Annotated in this window: 19 protein-coding genes, 1 tRNA gene and 1 pseudogene; 13 read left to right on the top strand and 8 right to left on the bottom strand. The window is 64.3% G+C overall.

Annotated features, from left to right (window positions below; all coding sequences use genetic code 11):
• The first annotated feature begins 72 nt into the window (after positions 1-72).
• The 3 genes and pseudogenes from AC0L3U_RS10840 to AC0L3U_RS10850 all read left to right on the top strand — a co-directional run.
• A complete protein-coding gene (locus AC0L3U_RS10840; protein WP_473361742.1) occupies positions 73-1,437 on the top strand; it encodes a metal-dependent hydrolase family protein in 1,365 nt (454 codons plus the stop codon).
• 129 nt (positions 1,438-1,566) lie between these two features.
• The gene (locus AC0L3U_RS10845; RefSeq protein WP_473361743.1) at positions 1,567-3,282 is read left to right on the top strand and encodes an alpha/beta hydrolase; all 1,716 of its coding nucleotides are present in this window, start codon (positions 1,567-1,569) and stop codon (positions 3,280-3,282) included.
• Positions 3,283-3,561: 279 nt separating this feature from the next.
• Positions 3,562-4,023 (top strand): annotated as a pseudogene (locus tag AC0L3U_RS10850) (recombinase family protein); the annotation flags it as partial.
• Between the two features lie 141 nt (positions 4,024-4,164).
• On the opposite strand, the gene AC0L3U_RS10855 reads toward AC0L3U_RS10850, so the two are convergent.
• The 5 genes from AC0L3U_RS10855 to mnmA all read right to left on the bottom strand — a co-directional run bounded on the left by AC0L3U_RS10855 (position 4,165) and on the right by mnmA (position 7,179).
• Positions 4,165-4,365, bottom strand: a complete 201-nt coding sequence (locus AC0L3U_RS10855) for a hypothetical protein (protein ID WP_473361744.1) — start codon at positions 4,363-4,365, stop codon at positions 4,165-4,167.
• A gap of 238 nt (positions 4,366-4,603) precedes the next feature.
• Positions 4,604-4,680: transfer RNA gene (locus AC0L3U_RS10860), tRNA-Met, on the bottom strand.
• Positions 4,681-4,936: 256 nt separating this feature from the next.
• The gene (locus tag AC0L3U_RS10865) at positions 4,937-5,293 is read right to left on the bottom strand and encodes a hypothetical protein (RefSeq protein ID WP_007596151.1); all 357 of its coding nucleotides are present in this window, start codon (positions 5,291-5,293) and stop codon (positions 4,937-4,939) included.
• Positions 5,294-5,337: 44 nt separating this feature from the next.
• Complete coding sequence (locus AC0L3U_RS10870; protein WP_007614059.1) at positions 5,338-5,976, bottom strand: class I SAM-dependent methyltransferase; 639 nt, start codon at positions 5,974-5,976, stop codon at positions 5,338-5,340.
• A gap of 21 nt (positions 5,977-5,997) precedes the next feature.
• On the bottom strand, positions 5,998-7,179 hold the full coding sequence (gene mnmA, locus AC0L3U_RS10875; protein ID WP_018453891.1) for a tRNA 2-thiouridine(34) synthase MnmA: 1,182 nt from the start codon (positions 7,177-7,179) through the stop codon (positions 5,998-6,000).
• A 346-nt stretch (positions 7,180-7,525) separates the two neighbouring features.
• Here mnmA and AC0L3U_RS10880 point away from each other — a divergent pair, with 346 nt between their 5' ends.
• The 10 genes from AC0L3U_RS10880 to AC0L3U_RS10925 all read left to right on the top strand — a co-directional run bounded on the left by AC0L3U_RS10880 (position 7,526) and on the right by AC0L3U_RS10925 (position 18,705).
• On the top strand, positions 7,526-9,169 hold the full coding sequence (locus tag AC0L3U_RS10880) for a flagellar hook-length control protein FliK (RefSeq protein WP_473361745.1): 1,644 nt from the start codon (positions 7,526-7,528) through the stop codon (positions 9,167-9,169).
• Positions 9,170-9,182: 13 nt separating this feature from the next.
• Positions 9,183-9,890 carry a flagellar hook assembly protein FlgD gene (locus AC0L3U_RS10885; RefSeq protein ID WP_456768113.1) on the top strand — a complete coding sequence of 236 codons (708 nt, stop codon included), beginning with the start codon at positions 9,183-9,185 and terminating at the stop codon, positions 9,888-9,890.
• A gap of 372 nt (positions 9,891-10,262) precedes the next feature.
• Positions 10,263-10,538 carry a CtrA inhibitor SciP gene (gene sciP / locus AC0L3U_RS10890; protein ID WP_002714638.1) on the top strand — a complete coding sequence of 92 codons (276 nt, stop codon included), beginning with the start codon at positions 10,263-10,265 and terminating at the stop codon, positions 10,536-10,538.
• Positions 10,539-10,730: 192 nt separating this feature from the next.
• Complete coding sequence (gene fliF, locus AC0L3U_RS10895; protein WP_456768112.1) at positions 10,731-12,338, top strand: flagellar basal-body MS-ring/collar protein FliF; 1,608 nt, start codon at positions 10,731-10,733, stop codon at positions 12,336-12,338.
• A 17-nt stretch (positions 12,339-12,355) separates the two neighbouring features.
• Positions 12,356-13,447 (top strand): flagellar motor switch protein FliG, encoded by a 1,092-nt coding sequence (gene fliG, locus AC0L3U_RS10900; RefSeq protein ID WP_456768111.1) that lies wholly within the window; start codon positions 12,356-12,358, stop codon positions 13,445-13,447.
• Positions 13,447-14,067, top strand: coding sequence for a FliH/SctL family protein (locus AC0L3U_RS10905; RefSeq protein ID WP_007614077.1), 621 nt, complete (start codon positions 13,447-13,449; stop codon positions 14,065-14,067). The genes fliG and AC0L3U_RS10905 overlap by 1 nt, the downstream gene beginning before the upstream one ends.
• A gap of 3 nt (positions 14,068-14,070) precedes the next feature.
• Entirely contained in the window at positions 14,071-14,421 is a 351-nt protein-coding gene (gene fliN / locus AC0L3U_RS10910; protein ID WP_007596160.1) for a flagellar motor switch protein FliN, read from the top strand.
• Positions 14,422-14,465: 44 nt separating this feature from the next.
• Positions 14,466-15,851: a sigma-54-dependent transcriptional regulator FlbD gene (flbD, locus tag AC0L3U_RS10915; RefSeq protein ID WP_473361746.1), complete on the top strand. Its 1,386-nt coding sequence runs from the start codon at positions 14,466-14,468 to the stop codon at positions 15,849-15,851.
• A gap of 289 nt (positions 15,852-16,140) precedes the next feature.
• The gene (locus AC0L3U_RS10920) at positions 16,141-17,391 is read left to right on the top strand and encodes a vanadium-dependent haloperoxidase (RefSeq protein ID WP_473361747.1); all 1,251 of its coding nucleotides are present in this window, start codon (positions 16,141-16,143) and stop codon (positions 17,389-17,391) included.
• Positions 17,392-17,556: 165 nt separating this feature from the next.
• Positions 17,557-18,705 carry a M20 family metallopeptidase gene (locus AC0L3U_RS10925; protein WP_473361748.1) on the top strand — a complete coding sequence of 383 codons (1,149 nt, stop codon included), beginning with the start codon at positions 17,557-17,559 and terminating at the stop codon, positions 18,703-18,705.
• A 118-nt stretch (positions 18,706-18,823) separates the two neighbouring features.
• Here the strand turns inward: AC0L3U_RS10925 and AC0L3U_RS10930 are convergent, their stop codons facing one another.
• The 3 genes from AC0L3U_RS10930 to AC0L3U_RS10940 all read right to left on the bottom strand — a co-directional run bounded on the left by AC0L3U_RS10930 (position 18,824) and on the right by AC0L3U_RS10940 (position 20,529).
• On the bottom strand, positions 18,824-18,982 hold the full coding sequence (locus tag AC0L3U_RS10930; protein WP_018453881.1) for a hypothetical protein: 159 nt from the start codon (positions 18,980-18,982) through the stop codon (positions 18,824-18,826).
• 95 nt (positions 18,983-19,077) lie between these two features.
• Positions 19,078-19,659 carry a flavin reductase family protein gene (locus tag AC0L3U_RS10935; RefSeq protein ID WP_473361749.1) on the bottom strand — a complete coding sequence of 194 codons (582 nt, stop codon included), beginning with the start codon at positions 19,657-19,659 and terminating at the stop codon, positions 19,078-19,080.
• Positions 19,660-19,692: 33 nt separating this feature from the next.
• Positions 19,693-20,529 carry an ATP-binding cassette domain-containing protein gene (locus tag AC0L3U_RS10940; protein WP_473361750.1) on the bottom strand — a complete coding sequence of 279 codons (837 nt, stop codon included), beginning with the start codon at positions 20,527-20,529 and terminating at the stop codon, positions 19,693-19,695.
• Between the last annotated feature and the right edge of the window lie 16 nt (positions 20,530-20,545).

A 20,545-nucleotide genomic window follows, 5' to 3' on the forward strand; every position in this document is an offset into this window, starting at 1 on the left:
CGCAAAGCGATCAATAGGGCTGAACTTCGAGGCCAGAGCGACCGTTAGGCCCACAGAGCAGGAGGTAACGACATGCTTTCCGAAGTCGTTGTGCGGATGCAAAAAGCCGCGCGCGTGGCGACCATTCTTGCGTCATGCGCCGCTCTCGGTCCTGGGCTGGCGCAGGAGCGCTCTGCCGTGACGGTTTTTGAGAACGTGCGCATTTTCGACGGGAAGAACCAGACCCTCTCAGCTCCGTCGAATGTGCTCATCCGAGGCAACACAATCGAGCGTATTGCGATCGCTCCCATTCCGGTCGATCGTTCCCCGGACACCCGCATTGTAGCAGGCGGCGGACGCGTGCTGATGCCCGGGCTCAGCGACATGCATTGGCATGCGACGATGGTTCGTCCAACCCCTGCTCAATTGCTTTCGAGCGACTTGGGTTACACGATGCTGCTCGCGGGTGCGGAAGCCACTGCTACGCTGATGCGCGGGTTCACCACGGTAAGGGACATGGGCGGTCCAGCTTTCGCGCTGAAGCGCGCCATCGATGAGGGGGTCGTTGCAGGCCCTCGCATCTATCCGTCGGGGGCCGTCATCACAGTCACCGGCGGCCACGGCGACTTCCGTGAGCTCTGGGAGCTGCCGCAAAGTCTCGTCGGAACGAGCCGCGTCGAGCAGCTTGGTGGAAGCATGATCGCAGATAGTCCCGACGAGGTTCGCAAGCGCACGCGCGAACAGCTCATGCAGGGCGCATCGCAGATCAAGCTGACGGCAGGCGGCGGCGTTGCCTCGCCTTTCAGTCCACTCGATGTGACCACCTTCAGTGAAGCTGAACTGCGGGCGGCCGTCGAAACAGCTACCGATTGGGGAACCTATGTGGCGACGCACGCCTATACGCCAAACGCCATTCGCCGCTCCATTGCTGCAGGCGTCAAGGTGATCGAGCATGGTCATTTGATGGATGAGCCGACCGCACGTCTCCTTGCGGAGGAGAAGATCTGGCTGAGCACACAGCCGTTCGTGGACCTTGGCGGCGCAGCCATGCTTCCTGCCGCGCAACAAGCGCAGATGCGCCAAGTGGTTGCGGGCACCGACACTACGTACGGGTTTGTAAAAAAATATAAGATCAAGACGGCGTTCGGGACTGATATTCTCTTCTCCAAGGCGTTGGCCGAGCATCAGGGTCAGGGCATCGTGGATCTCACACGTTGGTTCACTCCAGCGGAAGCATTGGCAATGGCGACTTCGGCAAACGGAGAGTTGCTCGCCCTCTCCGGTGCGCGCAACCCCTATCCCGGCAAGCTCGGAGTAGTCGAAGAAGGCGCGTTGGCGGATCTCCTTCTTGTGGACGGCGATCCCTTGGACGACATTCGCCTCATCGCGGATCCGGAGAAAAAATTCTTGGTCATCATGAAGGATGGCATCATCTATAAGGACGTTGGTCCGAAATGACCCTCTCGTGACTGGGCGGGATGTTTCGCGCGCGCTGCCGGCTTTGCTCGCTCCCGCAATTCACGTCCGCGCAGGTTCAATTGCCGCTGCGGCTTCCCGATCACAAGCCCGCATCGGAAAGAGGGCGAAATGAAGATCGTCAAGAGTCCCGCGCAGATTGTTTGGCGGTACGTGGTATCTCTGTCAGGCGTCGGATTGGCGTTGGGAGCATTGTTCTTCGCAGCCGCACTTACGCCGACGCTCGTCCCAAGAAGCTACTTGATCCAGGGAGCCCTTGCCGGCACCTGCTTTGCGATCGGTTACGAGCTAGGTGTGCTCTGGCGCTGGCTATGGCGCTATCTCGAACTCCCCGAGCCATCGCCCCAAATTCGATCGACGGCCAACATGGCGGTCGCTGTCGGCTGCTTCGTGACGATCATCCTGTCTCTCTGGTGGGCGGCGGAATGGCAGAATTCGATCCGTATCGCCATGAACATGGAGCTGGTTGAAACCGCGCATCCTGCCAAAGTCTCCGCGATCGCGCTCATTACATTTTTCGCGCTGTTTTGGCTGACGCAATCGTTCAAGCTGGCAACCAGTTTTGTCTCCGGCCGCATCCGGCGGTTCATTCCGAGAAAGATCGCGAACTTCGTCGGCCTTCTCGTCGCTGTCCTGCTGATCTGGTCGATCGCCGACAATCTGCTCATCCGTGCCGCCTTCAGCGCGTTGGATTCCTCGTTTCGGGAATTTGATGCCCTGCTTGAATCGGAGCGACCACAGCCAGCGGAAGCCAGCCGAACGGGGAGCGCAGCGTCGCTAGTGAAATGGAATGAGCTCGGCCGTGCTGGACGAGAGTTCGTGGCTTCCGGACCGACCGCCGCCCAGATCGGCGCATTCACCGGCCGTCCTGCCCAGGATCCGCTCCGCGTCTATGTCGGATTGCGCGGCGCAGACACCGCGCGTGGGCGCGCGGAACTGGCGTTGGACGAGCTCAAGCGCCAAGGAGGCTTCGATCGCTCCGTTCTCATCATCATTACTCCGACGGGAACCGGCTGGATCGACCCGGCTGCAATGGATGCGATCGAATATCTCACCGATGGCGACGTTGCCAGCGTTGCCGTGCAGTATTCCTATCTCAACAGTCCCCTGTCCCTGCTGTTTCAACCGGAATACGGGACCGAATCCGCACGCTCCCTGTTTGCCGCCATCTACGGACATTGGACGGCGCTACCGAAGGATCGGCGCCCAAGACTTTACCTGCATGGCCTGAGCCTCGGCGCCATGAATTCGCAAAACTCCGCTGAGCTGTTCGAAACAATCGGCGATCCGATCGCCGGGGCTCTCTGGAGCGGCTCACCCTTCACCAGCCGGATCTGGCGCTCGATCACCGCGAATCGCAATGTTGCCTCTCCCGCCTGGCTGCCCGAATTTCGTGACGGACGTTTCGTGCGGTTTATGAACCAGAACGGGCCGACGGTCGCCCCGGATACGCCATGGGGGCCGATGCGCGTCGTCTTCCTGCAATATGCAAGTGACCCGATTGTGTTCTTTGACTATCGGTATGCCTACCGGCACCCAGCCTGGATGAATGCACCGCGCGGACCGGACGTTTCGCCTGAACTGCGGTGGTATCCGGTCGTGACCATGCTGCAGATCGCCGTTGACATGGGGGTCGCAACCGGCACGCCCTTCGGTTATGGCCATGTCTACGCGCCAGAACACTATGTCGATGCATGGGTTGCCGTGGCCAATCTCCGAAATTGGTCGGCCGAGGCACTTGGAAGACTTAAGAGTCATCTCGGAAGGGCTGCGAACGTCTCTGCCGGCGCCAGCGGCGACAATCCCTACTTCGACAGGGGAGGATAATGGCCGCTCGCGTTGCGCTCAATGCTTCGGCACCGAGAAACAGTCACTCGGCCATCTGCAGCATTTTCCACTTCGACGAGATCAAGTTGACCTCAGCTTTGTCAACGATATCGGCGAGTGCGAGGAATTCTTCGCTGATCGTTCTCTAGCGGGACGGGTCAAGCAAGGTTTGGCCGGCGGCGGCCTGACGTCGGATACGCCGCAGTCGCGGGAAGAAGCGGTGAACGTGTGATCCTCGAGGCCGAAGCACAAGTCATCCGACGCATCTTCCAGGAATACGTGAGTGGCCGAACGCCTCGCGAAATTGCCCACGATTTGAACAAGGAAAGGGTTTCTGCTCCGCGAGGACGCGCATGGAATGCATCAACCATCAACGGCAATCGTGAGAGAGCTGCCGGAATTTTGCAGAACGAGCTCTATGTCGGCCGTCTCGTCTGGAACAAAGTCAGGATGGTGAAAGACCCCGACACGGGAAAGCGACTGTCGCGACCAAATGCAAGGAGCGATTGGCAGGTAGCCGAAGTGCCCCATCTTGCAATTATCGATTCAGAATTGTTCAGGGCTGCTCAGCAGCGCAAACAGGAGCGCAGTTGCACGCATCCGAGTCATCAACGTCGTCCCCGTCGAATGCTGTCTGGCTTGCTCCGCTGCGGTTCATGCGGCTCGGGCATGGCAACGAATGGGCGGGACAAATCGGGGCGTGTTCGCATTCGCTGCTCGACTGCGACCGAGAGCGGCATGTGTCCTGATGCCAAGACTTTCTATTTGGACACCGTCGAAAGTGCGGTTCTCAGCGGACTGAAGGCCGAATTGCGCGCGCCGAAGGTTATTGCGGAGTACGTAAGGACATATCTCGAGGAGCGGAAGCGCCTCACGGCAACATCAAATGCAAAACGGCAACGCCTTGAGCAGCAGCTTGGTCAAATCAACAGGGAAATCGAACGACTGGTAGATGCGATCGCAAAAGGGCACGGCGATCCCTCTGTTCTCGGACCACGGTCGACTGCTTTGGACGCCGAACGAAAGCGGATAATCCAAGCGCTGCAGAACGAACCAACTATCCCAAAAGAAGTCGCGCTGCATCCGGCTGTCCTGAACCGGTATGAGGAACAGCTCAATCGGCTGGAAGACGCATTGGGAAAAAGTGTCGCAACCCGCGACGCGGAGGCCGCAGAAGCCATTCGAGACCTTGTCGATACGGTCACGGTGTTTCGGGATCCAGCCAGATCAGGCGGAGTAACGGTCGAGATAGCCGGGCGCCTAAATGCCCTGCTCGGAGAAGCCGCCTACCCCAACCGAGTAACGGGAGTGTGGGGAAAGGTGGTAGCGGGAGAGGGACTCGAACCCCCGACCCCAGGATTATGATTCCCGTGCTCTAACCAGCTGAGCTACCCCGCCACAGGGTCGCGAGGGCCGAAACATGCCGATCTCGCGAACGCGCGGCATATAAGGAAGGGGGCGGCGGGCTGTCAATCCGCCTTCGCCACGGCTTCGGCGCGACAAGGCGTGGGAGGGTGGAAAAGTTAGAGATTTCGGAGCCGAATTCACCCCTTTTCCGCACCAGACTCGTGGAGAGTCCCCCTCACCCGAAATTCGCGCTTTGCGCGGATTTCGCCTCTCCCCGCGGGCGGGGAGAGGCGAAGGAAGAACGGCCCTATTTCGGCCGCACCGTCGGGTCGCCGCCGGGGCTGCCGGGGGGCGGGATGACGGGCATGGCGCCGTTCGTGCTGGGCGCCGGGGCGTGCATCTCGGGGTCGACGCCGGAGGGCGGGCAGAGCACGCCGTCCGATTTTGCCAATTTGTCGCCGAGCGGTTCCCGGGACTGGCCGGTGGTGGTGCCGTCGGCCGAGCGGTTCGGGCGATCCTGCGGCGTGCAATTGGTCGCGTGCTGCGGGGATGGCGGCGCGGTTTGTTGCGGCGGCGTCGCCGGGGCGGGCGGGGCCTGCGCGATCGCGCTGCCGGAGGCGGCGATCAGGAGGCTGGCCAGAATGATGTTTGATGTGGTGCGCATGGAAGGGAAACGCGCGGGTCAGCCCGCGTGTTCCGCGCCACCGATCACGATTTGAGGTAGCGGATCAGCGAAAAGTGCCCCATCGGCGGCATCGGGCGGCGCTCGGCCAGGGTGACGCCGCCGTGTTTGGCGGCCCAGTCGACCAGGCGGGCCCACGGAAACTCCGGGCGCCAGCCGAGACGGCGGGCCAGCGGGGCAAAGGCAAGCTCGGAGAGTTTTCGCAAACCCTTTTCGGCGCCGATGTGGTTGACCAGAATCAGCTCGCCGCCGGGTTTCAAGACGCGCACGAACTCGTCGAGCGTGCCTTCGGGATCGGGCACCGCGGTGATGACGTATTGCGCAACCACCGCGTCGAAGAAGTTTTCGGGGAAGGCGAGGTTTTTCGCATCCATCACCGAGAGCACTTCGACATTGGAGAGCCGCAAGCTCCGCACGCGCGATTGCGCCTTGCGCAGCATCGGCTCGGAGATGTCGACGCCGCAGATCTTCGTGGTGCGCGCATAATCGGAGAGCGACAGCCCGGTGCCGACGCCGACGTCGAGGATGCGGCCGCCGATGCGGTCGGCCTCGGCGATGGTCGACTGCCTTCCGGCGTCGAACACCTTGCCGAACACGAGATCGTAGACCGGCGCCCAGCGGCCATAGGCCTTCTCGACCCCGGCCCGCGAGATGTCTGCTGCCATGCCCCTGCCCTATATATTTTTCTAGCCGCGGACCGCTTCTGCGAGCGGCCTCGTCGTGCTGCTTGCGGCCTTCGCGGCGGCGCTTTGAATGAAGCCGCCGCCGAGCACGCGGGCCTGGCCGCCAGGTGCGTCGTAGAACACGCAGGCCTGTCCCGGCGAAACGCCCTCTTCGCCGGCGACGAGCTCGACCTCGTAATGGCCGTTCGCGCCGCGCAGCCACGCCGGCTGGGGCGCGCGGGTCGAGCGCACGCGCACGAACATTTCGAGGCCATTGCCGATGGCGCGGTCGATGTCGCCATCGCCGATCCAGTTGACGTCGCGCAACACGATGCGGTGCATCTTCAGCGCCTCGCGCGGGCCGACGACGACGCGGCGGTTGGCGGCCTCCAGCCGCACCACGAACAGCGGCGCGGCGGCTGCGATGCCGAGGCCGCGGCGCTGGCCGATGGTGAAATTGGCGATGCCGTTGTGACGGCCGAGCACGCGGCCGTCGAGATCGACGATGTCGCCGGGGTCCATCGCGTTCGGCCGCAGGCGGGTGATGATGTCGGTGTAGCGGCCGGTGGGCACGAAGCAGATGTCCTGGCTGTCGTGCTTGTCGGCAACCGCGAGACCGAAGCGCCGCGCCAGCTCGCGCGTCTCCGGCTTGGTCATGTCGCCGAGCGGAAAGCGCAGATAATCGAGCTGCTCCTGCGTGGTGGCGAACAGGAAGTAGCTCTGGTCGCGATCGGCGTCGGCGGCACACACCAGCGCGCGCGAGCCGTCGTCGCGGCGGCGCGAGGCGACGTAATGGCCGGTGGCGAGCGCGGTGGCGCCGAGTTCGCGCGCGGTCTTCAAGAGGTCGCGGAACTTGACCGAGCGGTTGCACTCGATGCACGGCACCGGCGTCTCGCCGAGCGCGTAGCTGTCGGCGAAATTGTCGATGACGGATTCGCGAAAGCGATCCTCGTAGTCGAGCACGTAATGGGGAATGCCGAGCTTGGCCGCGACGTCACGGGCGTCGTGGATGTCCTGGCCGGCGCAGCAGGCGCCCTTGCGATGGGTCGCCGCACCATGGTCGTAGAGCTGCAGCGTGATGCCGACGACGTCGTAGCCTTCGGCCTTCAACAGCGCAGCCGTCGTCGAGGAATCGACGCCGCCCGACATGGCAACGACGACCCTGGTATCCTCAGGACGGCCTTCGAGATCCAGACTGTTGAGCATGGGCCTTAAAGCGTTATGGACGGCGGCGTTGGGCGATCCGCTGGGTGCTTCCGGCGGGACAACGGCGACCCGCGGGAACTGAGAGTTCCCGAATGGCGCGGCCTGCCCGGTCGAAAGCGGCTGAGAGCTGTCTCTTTAATATAGGCGGCCTTCCGGTGAAGCAATCACGGGGGCGGCCAGGCTACGGCAATTCTTGCCGGGGAGGCAGAAATGGCGGGGTCGCGGAGGGCCCCGCGGCGGGGCTCAAAATTTCCAAATGATTGATTTTAATAGATAAAACACCTCTGCGCGGGGCTGGCCCGCTCCTTGCTACCTCTCATGGCGAAGATGTTTCAAGGGGTTGCCTGTGGTCGGTCGTACGTCAGATGTCGTGGCAAGCGTGCAAGTCCCAAGCGCGCAGCAAAAGCCTGCCCGGTCGCAAGCGCCGAAAGACAGCTCCGCCAACGATTCCTTTGGCTCGCTGGTGGACAGCAACACCCAGGCGATCAGCGACAGCGCGGCGTCCTCCGCACAGGACACCCCGCGGCGGCCCGATTCGTCGTCCTCCGCCTCGGACAAGAGCCCGCGCGATCGCGCGGCGAGCGACCCGTCCTCGCGGAGCAAGGCCAGCGACGACGCCGACAATTCCGCGTCCGCCAAAAACGACGCCAGGAACGACGCCAAGAGCGACGCCAAGAACGACTCGACCGCTGATGCGGCCAAGGCTGATAGCAAGACCAAGGACAAGCCGAAGGCGTCCGACGCCAAATCGGCAGACAAATCCGACGAGAGCAAGGGGGACAAGGCCGACGGCAGCGATGGCCTCACCGCCGCCGTCGATACCGCCGCCGCCGCGCAGATTGACGCGACGCAAGCGGCCTTGCCCGATCCGAACGCACTCGTGGTCGCCGTGCCGGTCGACCCGAACGCGGCTGCGAACCAGGCCGCCGGACCCGCCTCCTCGCCGCTGATGATTGCCGCCGCCGGCATCGCCGCCAGCGCATCCATCGCGGCGCAGATCGCCGGCACCAAGACCGATACCGCGACGCCGGGCGACAAGAGCGCCAAGACCGCAAGCGCCAAGGTCGATGCCGACACTTCGGCGACGCTGGCCGATGCAGCGACCGGCACGACCGGCACAACCGATTCGACCGCGACCGACGCCAAGACCAACGGCGGCCTGATCGCCGCCGTCGACCAGGGCACGCCAAAAACCTCGTTCAAGGCCGCAGCCATTGCGCAAGGCGCGAGCGACGTCTCCAATATCGGCCAGGACACCGGCAAGACGAACACCGCGCAGACCCCAGCGACGGCAGCGTCCGCCACCGCGGCGCATCCGCAAGCCGACAAGCCGCCGATCGACGCGAACGCGGCCGACACCAAGGCCGGGACGTCCGACCGCACCGCCGATGCCGCACCGGCGACGGCAACACCGCATGCCCATGCGGGCACGCAGGCCGCTATCCCCACCACCGACACCAGCGCGCAGGCGGCCTCCGCCATTCAAGCGCCGCTGACCAATACGAGTTCGGCCGCGGCCGCTTCGACCGCGACGCTCACGGCGACCGCGGCGAATGCCAATGCCATACCGATCAGCGGCGTGCCGATCGAAATTGCCGCCGCCGCACGCGCGGGCAAGACCCGGTTCGACATCAGCCTCGATCCGCTCGACCTCGGCCGCATCGACGTCCGTATCAATGTCGACCGCAACGGCCAGGTCACCTCGCATCTCACCGTCGAGAAGCCGGAGACGCTGCAGATGCTGCGGCAGGACGCGCCGCAATTGCAGCGCGCGCTCGACGATGCCGGCCTCAAGACCGGCAGCAACGGGCTGTCCTTCAGCCTGCGCGACCAGAACTCGTCGGGCCAGAACTCCGGCCAGAACAACGACAATGGCGGCAATGCCCGCCGGCTGATCGTCAGCGACGAGGACGCAGTTCCCGCGACCCCGGTCGGGCGCAGCTACGGCCGCATGCTCGGATCGAGCAGCGGCGTCGATATCAGAGTGTGAGGAGTATTCGATCATGACCACCACGAATGCCGCCACCGCCCCCTCCGTCGTCTCCGGCACGACCGACCTGCCGAAATCCTCGTCGAACCCAAGCCTGGGCTCGAGCACCGGCGCGACGCTCGCCGGCAACTTCCAGACCTTCCTGACGCTGCTGACGACGCAGCTGCAGAACCAGAACCCGCTCGATCCGCTCGACACCAACCAGTTCACGCAGCAGCTGGTGCAGTTCGCCGGCGTCGAGCAGCAGCTCAAGACCAACGATTCGCTGTCCCAGCTCGTCACCCTGCAACAGACCACGCAGGCGACCCAGGCGCTCGGCTTCGTCGGCAAGACCGCCCTGGTCGACGGCACGACCGCAAGCATGACGAACTCGTCGGCAACCTGGCATCTCAACGTGCCCAGCGACGCCACCGTCGACATCACCGTCGCCAATGCCAGCGGCCAGACCGTGTTCACCGGCAAATACACCGCCGGCGCGGGCACCGACGTTCCGTTCACCTGGAACGGTCAGGGCAATGACGGCACGCAATGGCCTGACGGCAAGTACACGATCTCGGCCACGGGCAAGGATGTCGCCAACAACAATGTCGGCATTGCCGCGCAGGTGCAGGGCACGGTCTCATCCGTCGATCTCACCCAGTCGCCGCCGCTGCTGACCATCGACGGCGCCAGCTACACCCTGAGCCAGGTCAAGAGCATCATCGCGACGGCTAGTAATTAAAGGCTGCGCGCGAACCACACATTCCATGTCGTCCTGGCGAAAGCCAGGACCCATTGCCACCGAAAGTCGTTTTGGTTCGAGGGAGTAACCCCGAGTCGTCGTAGCGACTACTCCCTGGGGTAATTGGTCCCGGCCTTCGCCGGGACGACAGTTGAGGGCCTCGCAGCGCCGCGCGCAGGCCTCGTTCGTTTAGTAAAGTATTTACGAACACCCCCTCGGCCCGCCTGGACGCACCGTCCCGCCGGTCGAGACGGCTGCGTTCCAGCCATTTTCAACGAGAATTGTATTGAAGCCTTAGGCTTAGCGGATTTTTAAGCCGGCGGGCGTAGGGTTCCTGAGTGAGTTCAGTGGTTGAGAGTTTGTGAGTACGCCATGACAGAACCCCATCGCCCGAGGGTAAAATACGTCATCGGGCCGGACGGTAGTCCGTTGACGATTGCGGATCTGCCTGCACCCGGCACCAAACGCTGGGTCATCCGCCGCAAGGCCGAGGTCGTCGCCGCAGTCCGTGGCGGTCTTCTCTCCCTCGAGGAGGCCTGCAGCCGTTATACCCTGACGGTTGACGAATTCCTCTCCTGGCAGTTTTCGATCGACCAGCATGGTCTGGCGGGACTTCGCACCACCCGTATCCAGCAATATCGCCAGTAGGCAATCCGGAAATCTGCGGCTTTTGACGAAAATCGGCCTCGCCTTGCGAGGCCGATTTTTTTCATGCTTCGTTTTGGCGCTACTTTTGTCGCAGCTCTTAACCTTCGTTAACCATATCGAAACCATCACCTAGGCAATAATTGCCCAGTCGGCCTTTCCTGTGAAAGCAGCCGAATCTGTCGGGGCGGTTGCTTGCAAGGTCTTGCGGACTTTCTGAAGGGTATTGGAGCCGCCCGGTTCGGGGCGATGATCGCGGTCACCGCCGCGCTCGTCGGCTTCTTTGCGTTCGTCATCATGCGCGTCACCACGCCGCAGATGACGACGCTGTTCACCGACCTCAGCGTCGAGGACTCCTCGGGCATCATCAAGGACCTGGAGCGCCAGGGCATCCAGTTCGAGCTGCGCAACGAGGGCACCATCATCATGGTGCCCAAGGACAAGGTCACCCGCCTGCGGATGAAGCTCGCCGAGGGCGGCCTGCCCAAGGGCGGCGGCGTCGGCTACGAGGTGTTCGACAAGTCGGATGCGCTCGGCACCACCTCTTTCGTCCAGAACATCAACCATCTCCGCGCGCTGGAAGGCGAGCTCGCCCGCACGATCCGCGCCATCGACCGCATCCAGGCCGCCCGCGTCCATTTGGTGCTGCCCGAGCGCCCGCTGTTCTCGCGCGAGGCGCCGGAGCCGTCGGCCTCGATCGTGGTTCGGGTCCGCGGCGCGCTGGAAGCCCAGCAGATCCGCGCCATCCGCCACCTCGTGGCCTCGGCCGTGAACGGGCTGAAGCCGCAGCGGGTCTCGATCGTCGACGAGACCGGGCAGCTGCTCGCCGACGGCGCCCAGACCGATCCGGAGCAGGCGATGGGCGACGAGCGCCGCACCGCCTTCGAGAAGCGGATGCGCAAGCAGGTCGAGGACATCGTCTCCTCCGTGGTGGGGACGGGACGCGCCCGGGTCCAGCTCTCCGCCGATTTCGACTTCAACAAGATCACCCAGACTTCGGACAAGTACGACCCCGAAGGCCGCGTGCTGCGCTCGAGCCAGACCCGCGAAGAGCAGAGCATGACCGCCGACAACAACGGCCAGGTCACCGTCAACAACGAGTTGCCGGGCAACCAGCAGAACGGCGGCGTTGCGGCCAAGGACCAGAGCAAGAAGAGCGAAGAGACCAACAATTACGAGATCTCCCGCACCACCAAGACCGAGGTGACCGAGGCCGGCCGGGTCAACCGCATCTCGGTCGCGGTGCTGGTCGACGGCATCTACTCCAAGAACGAGAAGGGCGATCTGGCCTACCAGGACCGCACCAAGGAGCAGCTCGACCGCATCGCCACGCTGGTGCGATCGGCGATCGGCTTCGACCAGAAGCGCGGCGACCAGGTCGAGGTCGTCAATCTGCGCTTTGCCGACGCCCCCTCCACCACCCCGATCGCGGAGCCGAGCGGCTTGCTCGGCATGCTCCAGTTCACCAAGGACGACGTCATGTACTTCGTCGAGCTTGGCGTGATGATGCTGCTCGGTTTGGTCGTGCTGTTCCTGGTCATCCGGCCGCTGGTCAAGCGCATCCTGGCATCGGATGAAGTCGCGGCCGCCATCTCCGGCGTCCTCACCGGTCCGGCGAGCGACGAGGCCGCGCCCGCCAGCCAGCCGCTCCTGCCGAGCGGCGCTGCGAGCGCGATCGACGTCGCCACCGTCCAGGGCCAGGTCCATGCCCAATCCGTCCATCGCGTCGGCGAACTCGCCGAGCGCAATCCCAACGAGACCGTCGCCATCATCCGCCAATGGCTGACCGAACCCACGAAATAATCGAGAAGTGATCTGATATGGCCGCCGCCCTGCAAAACGCCAATTCCAACGACATCACCAGTGTGATCTCCACACTCGGTCAGCGTGCCGGCAGCCGCGGGGGCGCGAAGACCGAAGCGGTGGCGGGGCCGAAGCGCGCCGCGATCCTGATGCTGGCGCTCGGCGAGCAATATGGCGGCAAGATCTGGGGCTTGCTCGACGACGACGAGGTACGGCAGCTCTCGCTGGAAATGTCGACGCTCGGCACCGTCGAGGTCGATACCGTGGAGGACATGCTGCTCGAATTCGTCTCGCGGATGTCGGCCTCCGGCGCGCTGATGGGCAATTTCGACGCCACCGAGCGGCTGCTCCAGCAATATTTGGCCCCCGAGCGCGTCAACGGTATCATGGACGAAATCCGCGGCCCGGCCGGCCGTAACATGTGGGAGAAGCTCTCCAACGTGCAGGAAGAGGTGCTCGCCAACTACCTCAAGAATGAATATCCGCAGACCATCGCGGTCGTGCTGTCGAAGTTGAAGCCGGAACACGCCGCGCGCGTGCTCGGCATCTTCCCAGAGGATCTGGCGCTCGACGTCGTCAACCGCATGCTGAAGATGGAGGCGGTGCAGAAGGAGGTGATCGAGAGCGTGGAGAAGACGCTGCGCACCGAATTCATGTCCAATTTGTCACAGACCCGCCGACGCGACGCCCATGAGGTGATGGCGGAAATCTTCAACAATTTCGACCGCCAGACCGAAACCCGCTTCATCACCTCGCTGGAAGAGGACAACCGCGAATCGGCCGAGCGCATCAAGGCGCTGATGTTCACCTTCGACGACCTCGTGAAGCTGGATTCCGGCTCCGCGCAGACCCTGATGCGCAACGTCGACAAGGACAAGCTCGGCGTCGCGCTCAAGAGCGCCAACGAGGACGTCCGCAACTTCTTCTTCGGCAACATGTCCTCGCGTGCAGCCAAAATGCTCCAGGACGACATGGCGGCGATGGGCCCGGTCCGCCTGCGCGACGTCGACGAGGCCCAGGCGCTGCTGGTCAACCTCGCCAAGGATCTCGCCGCCAAGGGCGAGATCATGCTGACCAAGAACCGCGCCGACGACGAGCTGGTGTACTGATGGCCGCTCCGGCAAAATTCCTGTTCGACAACGACTTCGCGGCGCCCGACCGGACGCGCGAGAAGGCCGCAACCGCGGCCGAGATCGCCCAGAAGGTCGCGGAAGCCGAGGCGCGCGCCTATCAGGACGGCTTCGCCGCCGGCCAGCGCGAGGCCAAGGCCGAGAGCGACCGCCGTGTCGCGCTCGCCATGGAAGAGATCAACATCGCCATCCGGGGCATCGCTTCGGGCATCGGCAACATCGAATCCAAGATGGAGACCGAGGCGGTCGACGTCGCGGTCGCGGTGGCGCGCAAGCTGTGCGCCGATCTGGTCGCCGCCGAGCCGCTCGGCGAGATCGTCGCGCTGGTCAAGGACTGCTTCTCGCATCTGGTCGCGACGCCGCATCTCGTCGTCCGCATCAACGACGCACTCTACGATGCCGCGCGCGAGAACATCGAACGGCTGGCCAGGCAGAACGGCTTCGAAGGCCGGCTGGTGATTCTGGCCGAGCCCGAGATTGCCACCGGCGACTGCCGGATCGAATGGGCCGATGGCGGCGTCGTGCTGGAGCGCGCCGCCATCGCGGCCAAGATCGACGAAATGGTGGGGCGCTACGTTGCGTCCCGCAGGGGGAGTTAAACCATGAGCGACACTGACGGACAGGTCCCGCTGCCCGATCTCAACGGCCCGATGCCGCCTACCGGCACCGACGTCGGCTACAACGAGGACGAATACGCGACGCGCGCCGCCGCCGACCTCGAGGCCGTGTTCGACGTGCCGGTGCAGGTCTCGGCCGTGCTCGGCCGCTCCAAGATGGACGTCAGCGAGCTGTTGAAGCTCGGACCCGGGACCGTGCTCGAGCTCGACCGGCGCGTCGGCGAGGCCATCGACATCTACGTCAACAACAAGCTGGTCGCCCGCGGCGAAGTCGTCCTGGTGGAGGACAAGCTCGGCGTGACCATGACTGAAATCATCAAGACTGAACGCGCCTAAAGCGACGACGCGCGGCAGCGCGACAAGACGGACAGGAGACTGACATGCGGCTTCTCATCGTTGGCACATTGAAGGGCCAGCTCACCACCGCCACCAAGATCGCGATGGCGAACGGCGCCACCGTGACCCACGCCGAGGATAACGAACAGGCGATGCGCGTGCTGCGCGGCGGCAAGGGCGCCGACCTGCTGCTCGTGGACGTCGCCCTCGACATCCGCGACCTCGTGATGCGTCTGGAGGCCGAGCACATCCACGCCCCGATCGTCGCCTGCGGCATCACCAACGACGCCCGCGCCGCGGTTGCCGCAATCCATGCCGGCGCCAAGGAATACATCCCGCTGCCGCCGGACCCGGAACTGATCGCGGCGGTGCTGGCTGCCGTCGCCAACGATTCCCGCGAGCTGGTCTATCGCGACGAGGCGATGGCCAAGGTGATCAAGCTCGCGCAGCAGATCGCGGGCTCGGACGCCTCGGTGATGATCACCGGCGAGTCCGGGACAGGCAAGGAAGTGCTGGCCCGCTACGTCCACACCCGCTCGGCACGTGCCAAGCGCCCGTTCATCTCGATCAACTGCGCCGCGATCCCCGAGCATCTGCTGGAGTCCGAGCTGTTCGGCCACGAGAAGGGCGCCTTCACCGGCGCGATCGCCCGCCGTATCGGCAAGTTCGAGGAGGCAACCGGCGGCACGCTGCTGCTCGACGAAATCTCGGAGATGGACGTCCGCCTGCAATCGAAACTGCTCCGCGCCATCCAGGAGCGCGTGATCGACCGTGTCGGCGGCACCAAGCCCGTCCCGGTGGACATCCGCATCATCGCGACCTCGAACCGCAACCTGGTCGAGGCCGTGCGCGAGGGCACGTTCCGCGAGGACCTCTTGTTCCGGCTCAACGTCGTGAATCTGAAGATCCCGCCCCTGCGCGACCGTCCCGCCGACATTCTCGAGCTCGCCCAGCACTTCGTGAAGAAATACGCCGAAGCCAACGGCGTGCCGGTGCGGCCGATCTCGGCGGAAGCGCGCCGCGTGCTCTCCACCAACCGCTGGCAGGGCAACGTCCGCGAACTCGAAAACACCATGCACCGTTCGGTGCTGATGGCGCAGGGCGACGAGATCGGCGCCGATGCGATCCTCACGCCCGACGGCGACCGCCTCGACCTCGCCAAGACCGTGCCGGCCGTGGCCCATGCCACCATGGCCGCCGAGCAGGTGACGCGGGCCCTGGTCGGCCGCACCGTCGCCGATGTGGAACGCGACCTGATCCTGGAGACGCTGAAGCACTGCCTCGGCAACCGGACCCATGCCGCCAATATCCTGGGCATCTCAATCCGTACGCTGCGCAACAAGCTCAACGAATATTCCGACGGCGGCATTCCGATCACGCCAGCGGGAACGCCGGGTGAATATCCGCGCATGCCGATGGTGGGAGCGTAGGCGCTCTACGCTGACTGAGAGAAACGAATGCCCGGGCTGGTCCCGGGCATTTTTCTTTGAGAAGAACGCAAAACAGTCACCACAATCCGTGGCTTCCGCGAAAGTCAGGATCCATTACTCAGTGCGAACGGTAAGCCACGCCGACCCATTCGGAGCTGCTCTTCCGCCGCGTGAAGCAGTTCACAATCAAACCACAACAAGATGGTTAGAGTCCTGGAGCCGCGCGACGTGATGTCGGGCAGAGCCGCATTGGTCTCGCGAAACGTCCTTTACATCGAAAGGGCATCCCATGAAGAACTCGTCGTGGACCACCTTCCGCCTCTCTTTGATTGTAACGCTGATCGCGGCCTCGGCGCCGCTTGCGCGCGCCGATGTGATTATGGATTGGAATGCAAAGGCCGACGCGATCGCCACTGAAAAGCAAATCCTTCCAGCGCCCCACAGCCGTGCCCTATCCATGATGCACGTCGCGATGTTCGAGGCGGTCAACGCGATCGATCGCCGGTACGCGCCTTACAAGCTTGCCCTATCCGCGGATCGTTCGACGTCGCGGGAAGCTGCGGCCGCAGTTGCGGCTCACGACGTGCTGCTGTCGCTCTATCCGGACCTCAAGCCGGAGCTGGATGCGGCGCTGACGAGTTCTCTGGTGCCGATCGCCGACGGCGAGTCCAAGATCGCGGGCATCGGCCTCGGCAAGGAGGCCGCGATGCAGATCATCGCACTTCGTGCCAACGATGGTAGCGCCGCCCTTGAAACTTACCGGCCCCTGACGACGGCGGGTGCCTACGTTCCGACGACCGTCCCGCTGTTCTCGATCGCGGGCGCGACGACGCCCTGGGTCATGACGTCCGGATCTCAGTATCGCCCCGGCCCGCCGCCGGCGCTTGGTTCAGAGGTGTGGACCCGGGACGTCAACGAAATCCGTGAGGTCGGCAGCCGAACGAGTGCGACCCGGACGCCCGAGCAAACCACGGTCGGTCGATTCTGGTTCTTTGTCGGTGCCCGCACCTACAATCCGATCGTGAGGCAGGCGGCAACGGCCAAGGGCATGGATCTCGTCGACTGCGCCCGACTGTACGCGCTGACGTCAATTGCCGGCAACGACGCCTTCGTCGCCGTTTTCGACGCGAAGTACCACTACAATTTCTGGCGGCCGATCACGGCCATACGCAACGCCGACCTGACGTCGAACGCAGCGACGCCTCGCGACGCATCCTGGCTGCCGCTGGGGGACACGCCGATGCATCCGGAATATCCCTGTGCTCACTGCATTACGTCGGCAGCGATTTCGACCGTGCTCCAGACCATCGTTGGAGATTTCGGCGAGTTCTCGGTGACCAGCCCCACGGCACCAGGCGTCACCCGCAAATGGACGCGGCTCCAGGACTATAGCGACGAAGTCTCCAACGCCCGTATCTGGGCCGGCTTTCACTATCGGTTCTCGACCGAGATCGGCAAGGAGATGGGCCGGAAGATCGGCGCGCTGACCGTCGCCACGCAGCTTCGCGGTGTGGAAGCGATGGCGGAGCCGAGCCGTTAGCCGGTTGCCACACGCTCAACTTCGTTCTGGCGAAAGCCGGGACGATATGGGAGGCACGGTGCGTCCAATGCCGTGGACCGGCGACATGGCCGCACCGCGTTCTCCGACTAGGTCACACCGGCGCCAGGCCCTATAACCCCGCGTGAGAACCACGCGAGGGTCAACATGTCTCAAGCTCAAATCACGGACTGGCTGGCGACGCAGCGGCAGGCGATGATCGACCTGCTGCGCGATGTCGTGAACATCGATTCCGGATCCTATGACAAGGAAGGCGTCGATGCGGTCGGGGCGCGGTTCGAGCGGCATTTTGCCGAGCACGGCATTCCGTTCCGGCGCGAAAGCCACGGTACTTTCGGCGATGCGATCCACGCCGAGGTGGCAAAGCCCGGCAGCAACGAGAAGCCGGTGCTGTTGATGGGACATCGCGACACCGTGTTCGGCAAGGGCGAGGCCGGACGGCGTCCGTTCACGATTCAAGACAAGCGCGCCTATGGTCCCGGCGTTGCGGACATGAAGTCCGGCGTCGTCATGAACATATTCGTGGCAACCGCCTTCCACAAATTCGGCGGCAATCCGCACCCGATCAAGCTGCTGATCACCTCGGACGAGGAGATCGGCTCGCCCTCCTCGCGGCCGGTGATCGAGCGCGAAGGACGCGCCGCGCGCGCCGTGTTCAATTCCGAGCCGGGCCGTCCGACCGGCAATATCGTCACCGGCCGCAAGGGCGGCATCTTCATGCATTTCGCCATCACCGGCAAAGCCGCGCATTCCGGCGCCAATTTCGCCGCCGGCGTCAGCGCGATCGGCGAGCTCGCGCACAAGATCGTGCAGATCCACGCGCTGACCGATCTCGAAAAGGGCATCACGCTCAATGTCGGCCTGGTCTCGGGCGGGCAGTCCGTCAACACCACGGCGCCTTACGCGGAAGGGCAGATCGACCTGCGTTATGTCGATCCCGCCGATCGCGCGAGGGTGATGGCCGCGATCGAGACCATCATCGCGACACCTTACGTGCCTGGCACCAGCGCGACGCTGACGGTCAAGGGCGAGTTCGTGCCGGTGGTGCAGAGCGCCGATTCAAAGGCGCTGTTCGAGAACTATCAGGCCGCCGCAAAGCAGGCCGGCCTCACCACGCTTGAAGGCGAATTCTCCGGCGGCTGCGCCGATTCCGGCTTCACCGCCGCGGTCGGAACGCCGACCATCTGCGGCCTCGGCCCCGTCGGCGGGCTCGCGCACACGCCGGAGGAATATCTCGAGCTCGACAGCATCGTGCCGCGCGCGCAGGCGCTGGCGCTGGCGATTTTGCGGGGGTGAAAACAGGTGCCGTAGGGTGGGCAAAGCGTAGCGTGCCCACCAGCTCTTTCGCGGACGCGGAAAGAGGGTGGGCACGGCGCAAGTGCGCCTTTGCCCACCCTACGAGACCGCCCGAATCTCACGAATAGCTCGGCGCATCCGGCCTGCGGAAGATCTGGATGGGGTCGCCCGGCACGATCGGATGGCCGCTGAACATCGCATAGGCATAGAGCGCGAGATAGGCGATCGCGAGCGCGCCGACCGCGTAGAAGGCCCAGGTCGCGACGCGTTTCATCATTGCGCTCCATTGCTGTCCCGGCGGGAGGCTCAGGCAGCGCTTCTAGAGCGATGACGGGGAAAAGGCCAGCCTGCACGGTCTGGGGGCGGCGGCGGTCAAATGCCGCGCCGGACCTGGGTGGGAACGCTGACGTCCGCAAGCCGGAGTGCGTCTTCGTCCTGATCCACCGCCACGTACTGGCCGTGCCAATAGGCCAGCGCAGCATTGCGGGTCGAATTCCTGACGTCTCTGACACGCCCGATGACGATGCCGTGCGAATGGCGCTCGAAGATCTCCTCGACCTCGCAATCGACAGCGGACAATGCGCCAACCAGCAGCGGAACACCGGAGACCGCCGTCACCCATCTGGCGCCCGCGAAACGATCGGCACCCTTGAGCCCGCCCTTGCCGGCAAAGCGCTCGGCGATATCGAGCTGATCGGCCGCGAGGATGTTCACGCCGAAGGCGCCGTGGCGCCGGATCAGCGGGAAGGAGGAGGCGTCGCGGTTGATGCTGACGATCAGCGTCGGCGGATCGACCGAGAACGAGCTGACCGAGGTGACCGTCATGCCGGTGATGTCCTTGCCCCGTCCGGCGGTGATGACGCTGACGCCGCCGGTGAGGTGGCGCATGGCGCCGCGGAAATCGGCGGGCGAAACGGGGATTTCAGTCATGAGATCGCGGGGCACTACATTCATGGCATACTCCCCGAAGCGGGGGTCCCTCTCTATCTAGGTACGATCGTCCGCCGACAAAAGGTGGCTCAGGATCGAGCCTTCGAGGCCCGCGAGCTCGGCCGAGCCACGTTCGCGCGGCCGGGCCGTGTTAACCACAACGTCGTGGGCGATCCGCCCGTCCTCGATCACCAGCACCCGGTCGGCCAGCGCGACCGCCTCGGCGACATCGTGGGTCACCAGGATCGCGGTAAAGCCCTGGTCGCGCCAGACGCGCTCCAGCAACCGCTGCATCGAGATGCGGGTCAACGCGTCCAGCGCACCAAGCGGCTCGTCGAAGGCGAGCACACGGGGACGCGAGACCAGCGCGCGGGCAAGGGCTACGCGCTGCTTCTGGCCACCCGACAGCACCGAGGGCCACTGGTCGCGCTTGTCGGTCAGTCCGACTTCGGTCAGCGCCTTCTCCGCGCGCGAATGCGCGTCGGACGAGGCGCGATCGCGGCCGAGGCCGACCTCGACATTGGAGAGAACGCGGGCCCAAGGCAACAGCCGCGGCTCCTGGAACATCACGCGAATATCCTCGGGCTTCACGGCGTCGCCGAGCGAGATGCTGCCGGCGTCGAACTTCTCCAGACCCGCGATGAGGCGCAGCAGCGTGCTCTTGCCACAGCCGCTCTTGCCCACGATGGCAACGAACTGGCCGGGCGGGATGTGCAGGTCGATGCCGCGCAGCACCTCGTTGTCGCCGTAGGATTTGCGCAGGCCACGGATGCTGAGCGGCAGGCCGCTCGTTTGCACCGGGCGCTCCTCGCGCACCACGCGGGCGTGTGGCGCGAAGTTGGCGCGGGGGGCGAGTTCGGTGTCCGGAAGGGAGGTACGAAGGGCTGTCTGCATGTGATTCCCAGTATGT

The organism is Bradyrhizobium sp. Kon69, from assembly GCF_055807515.1.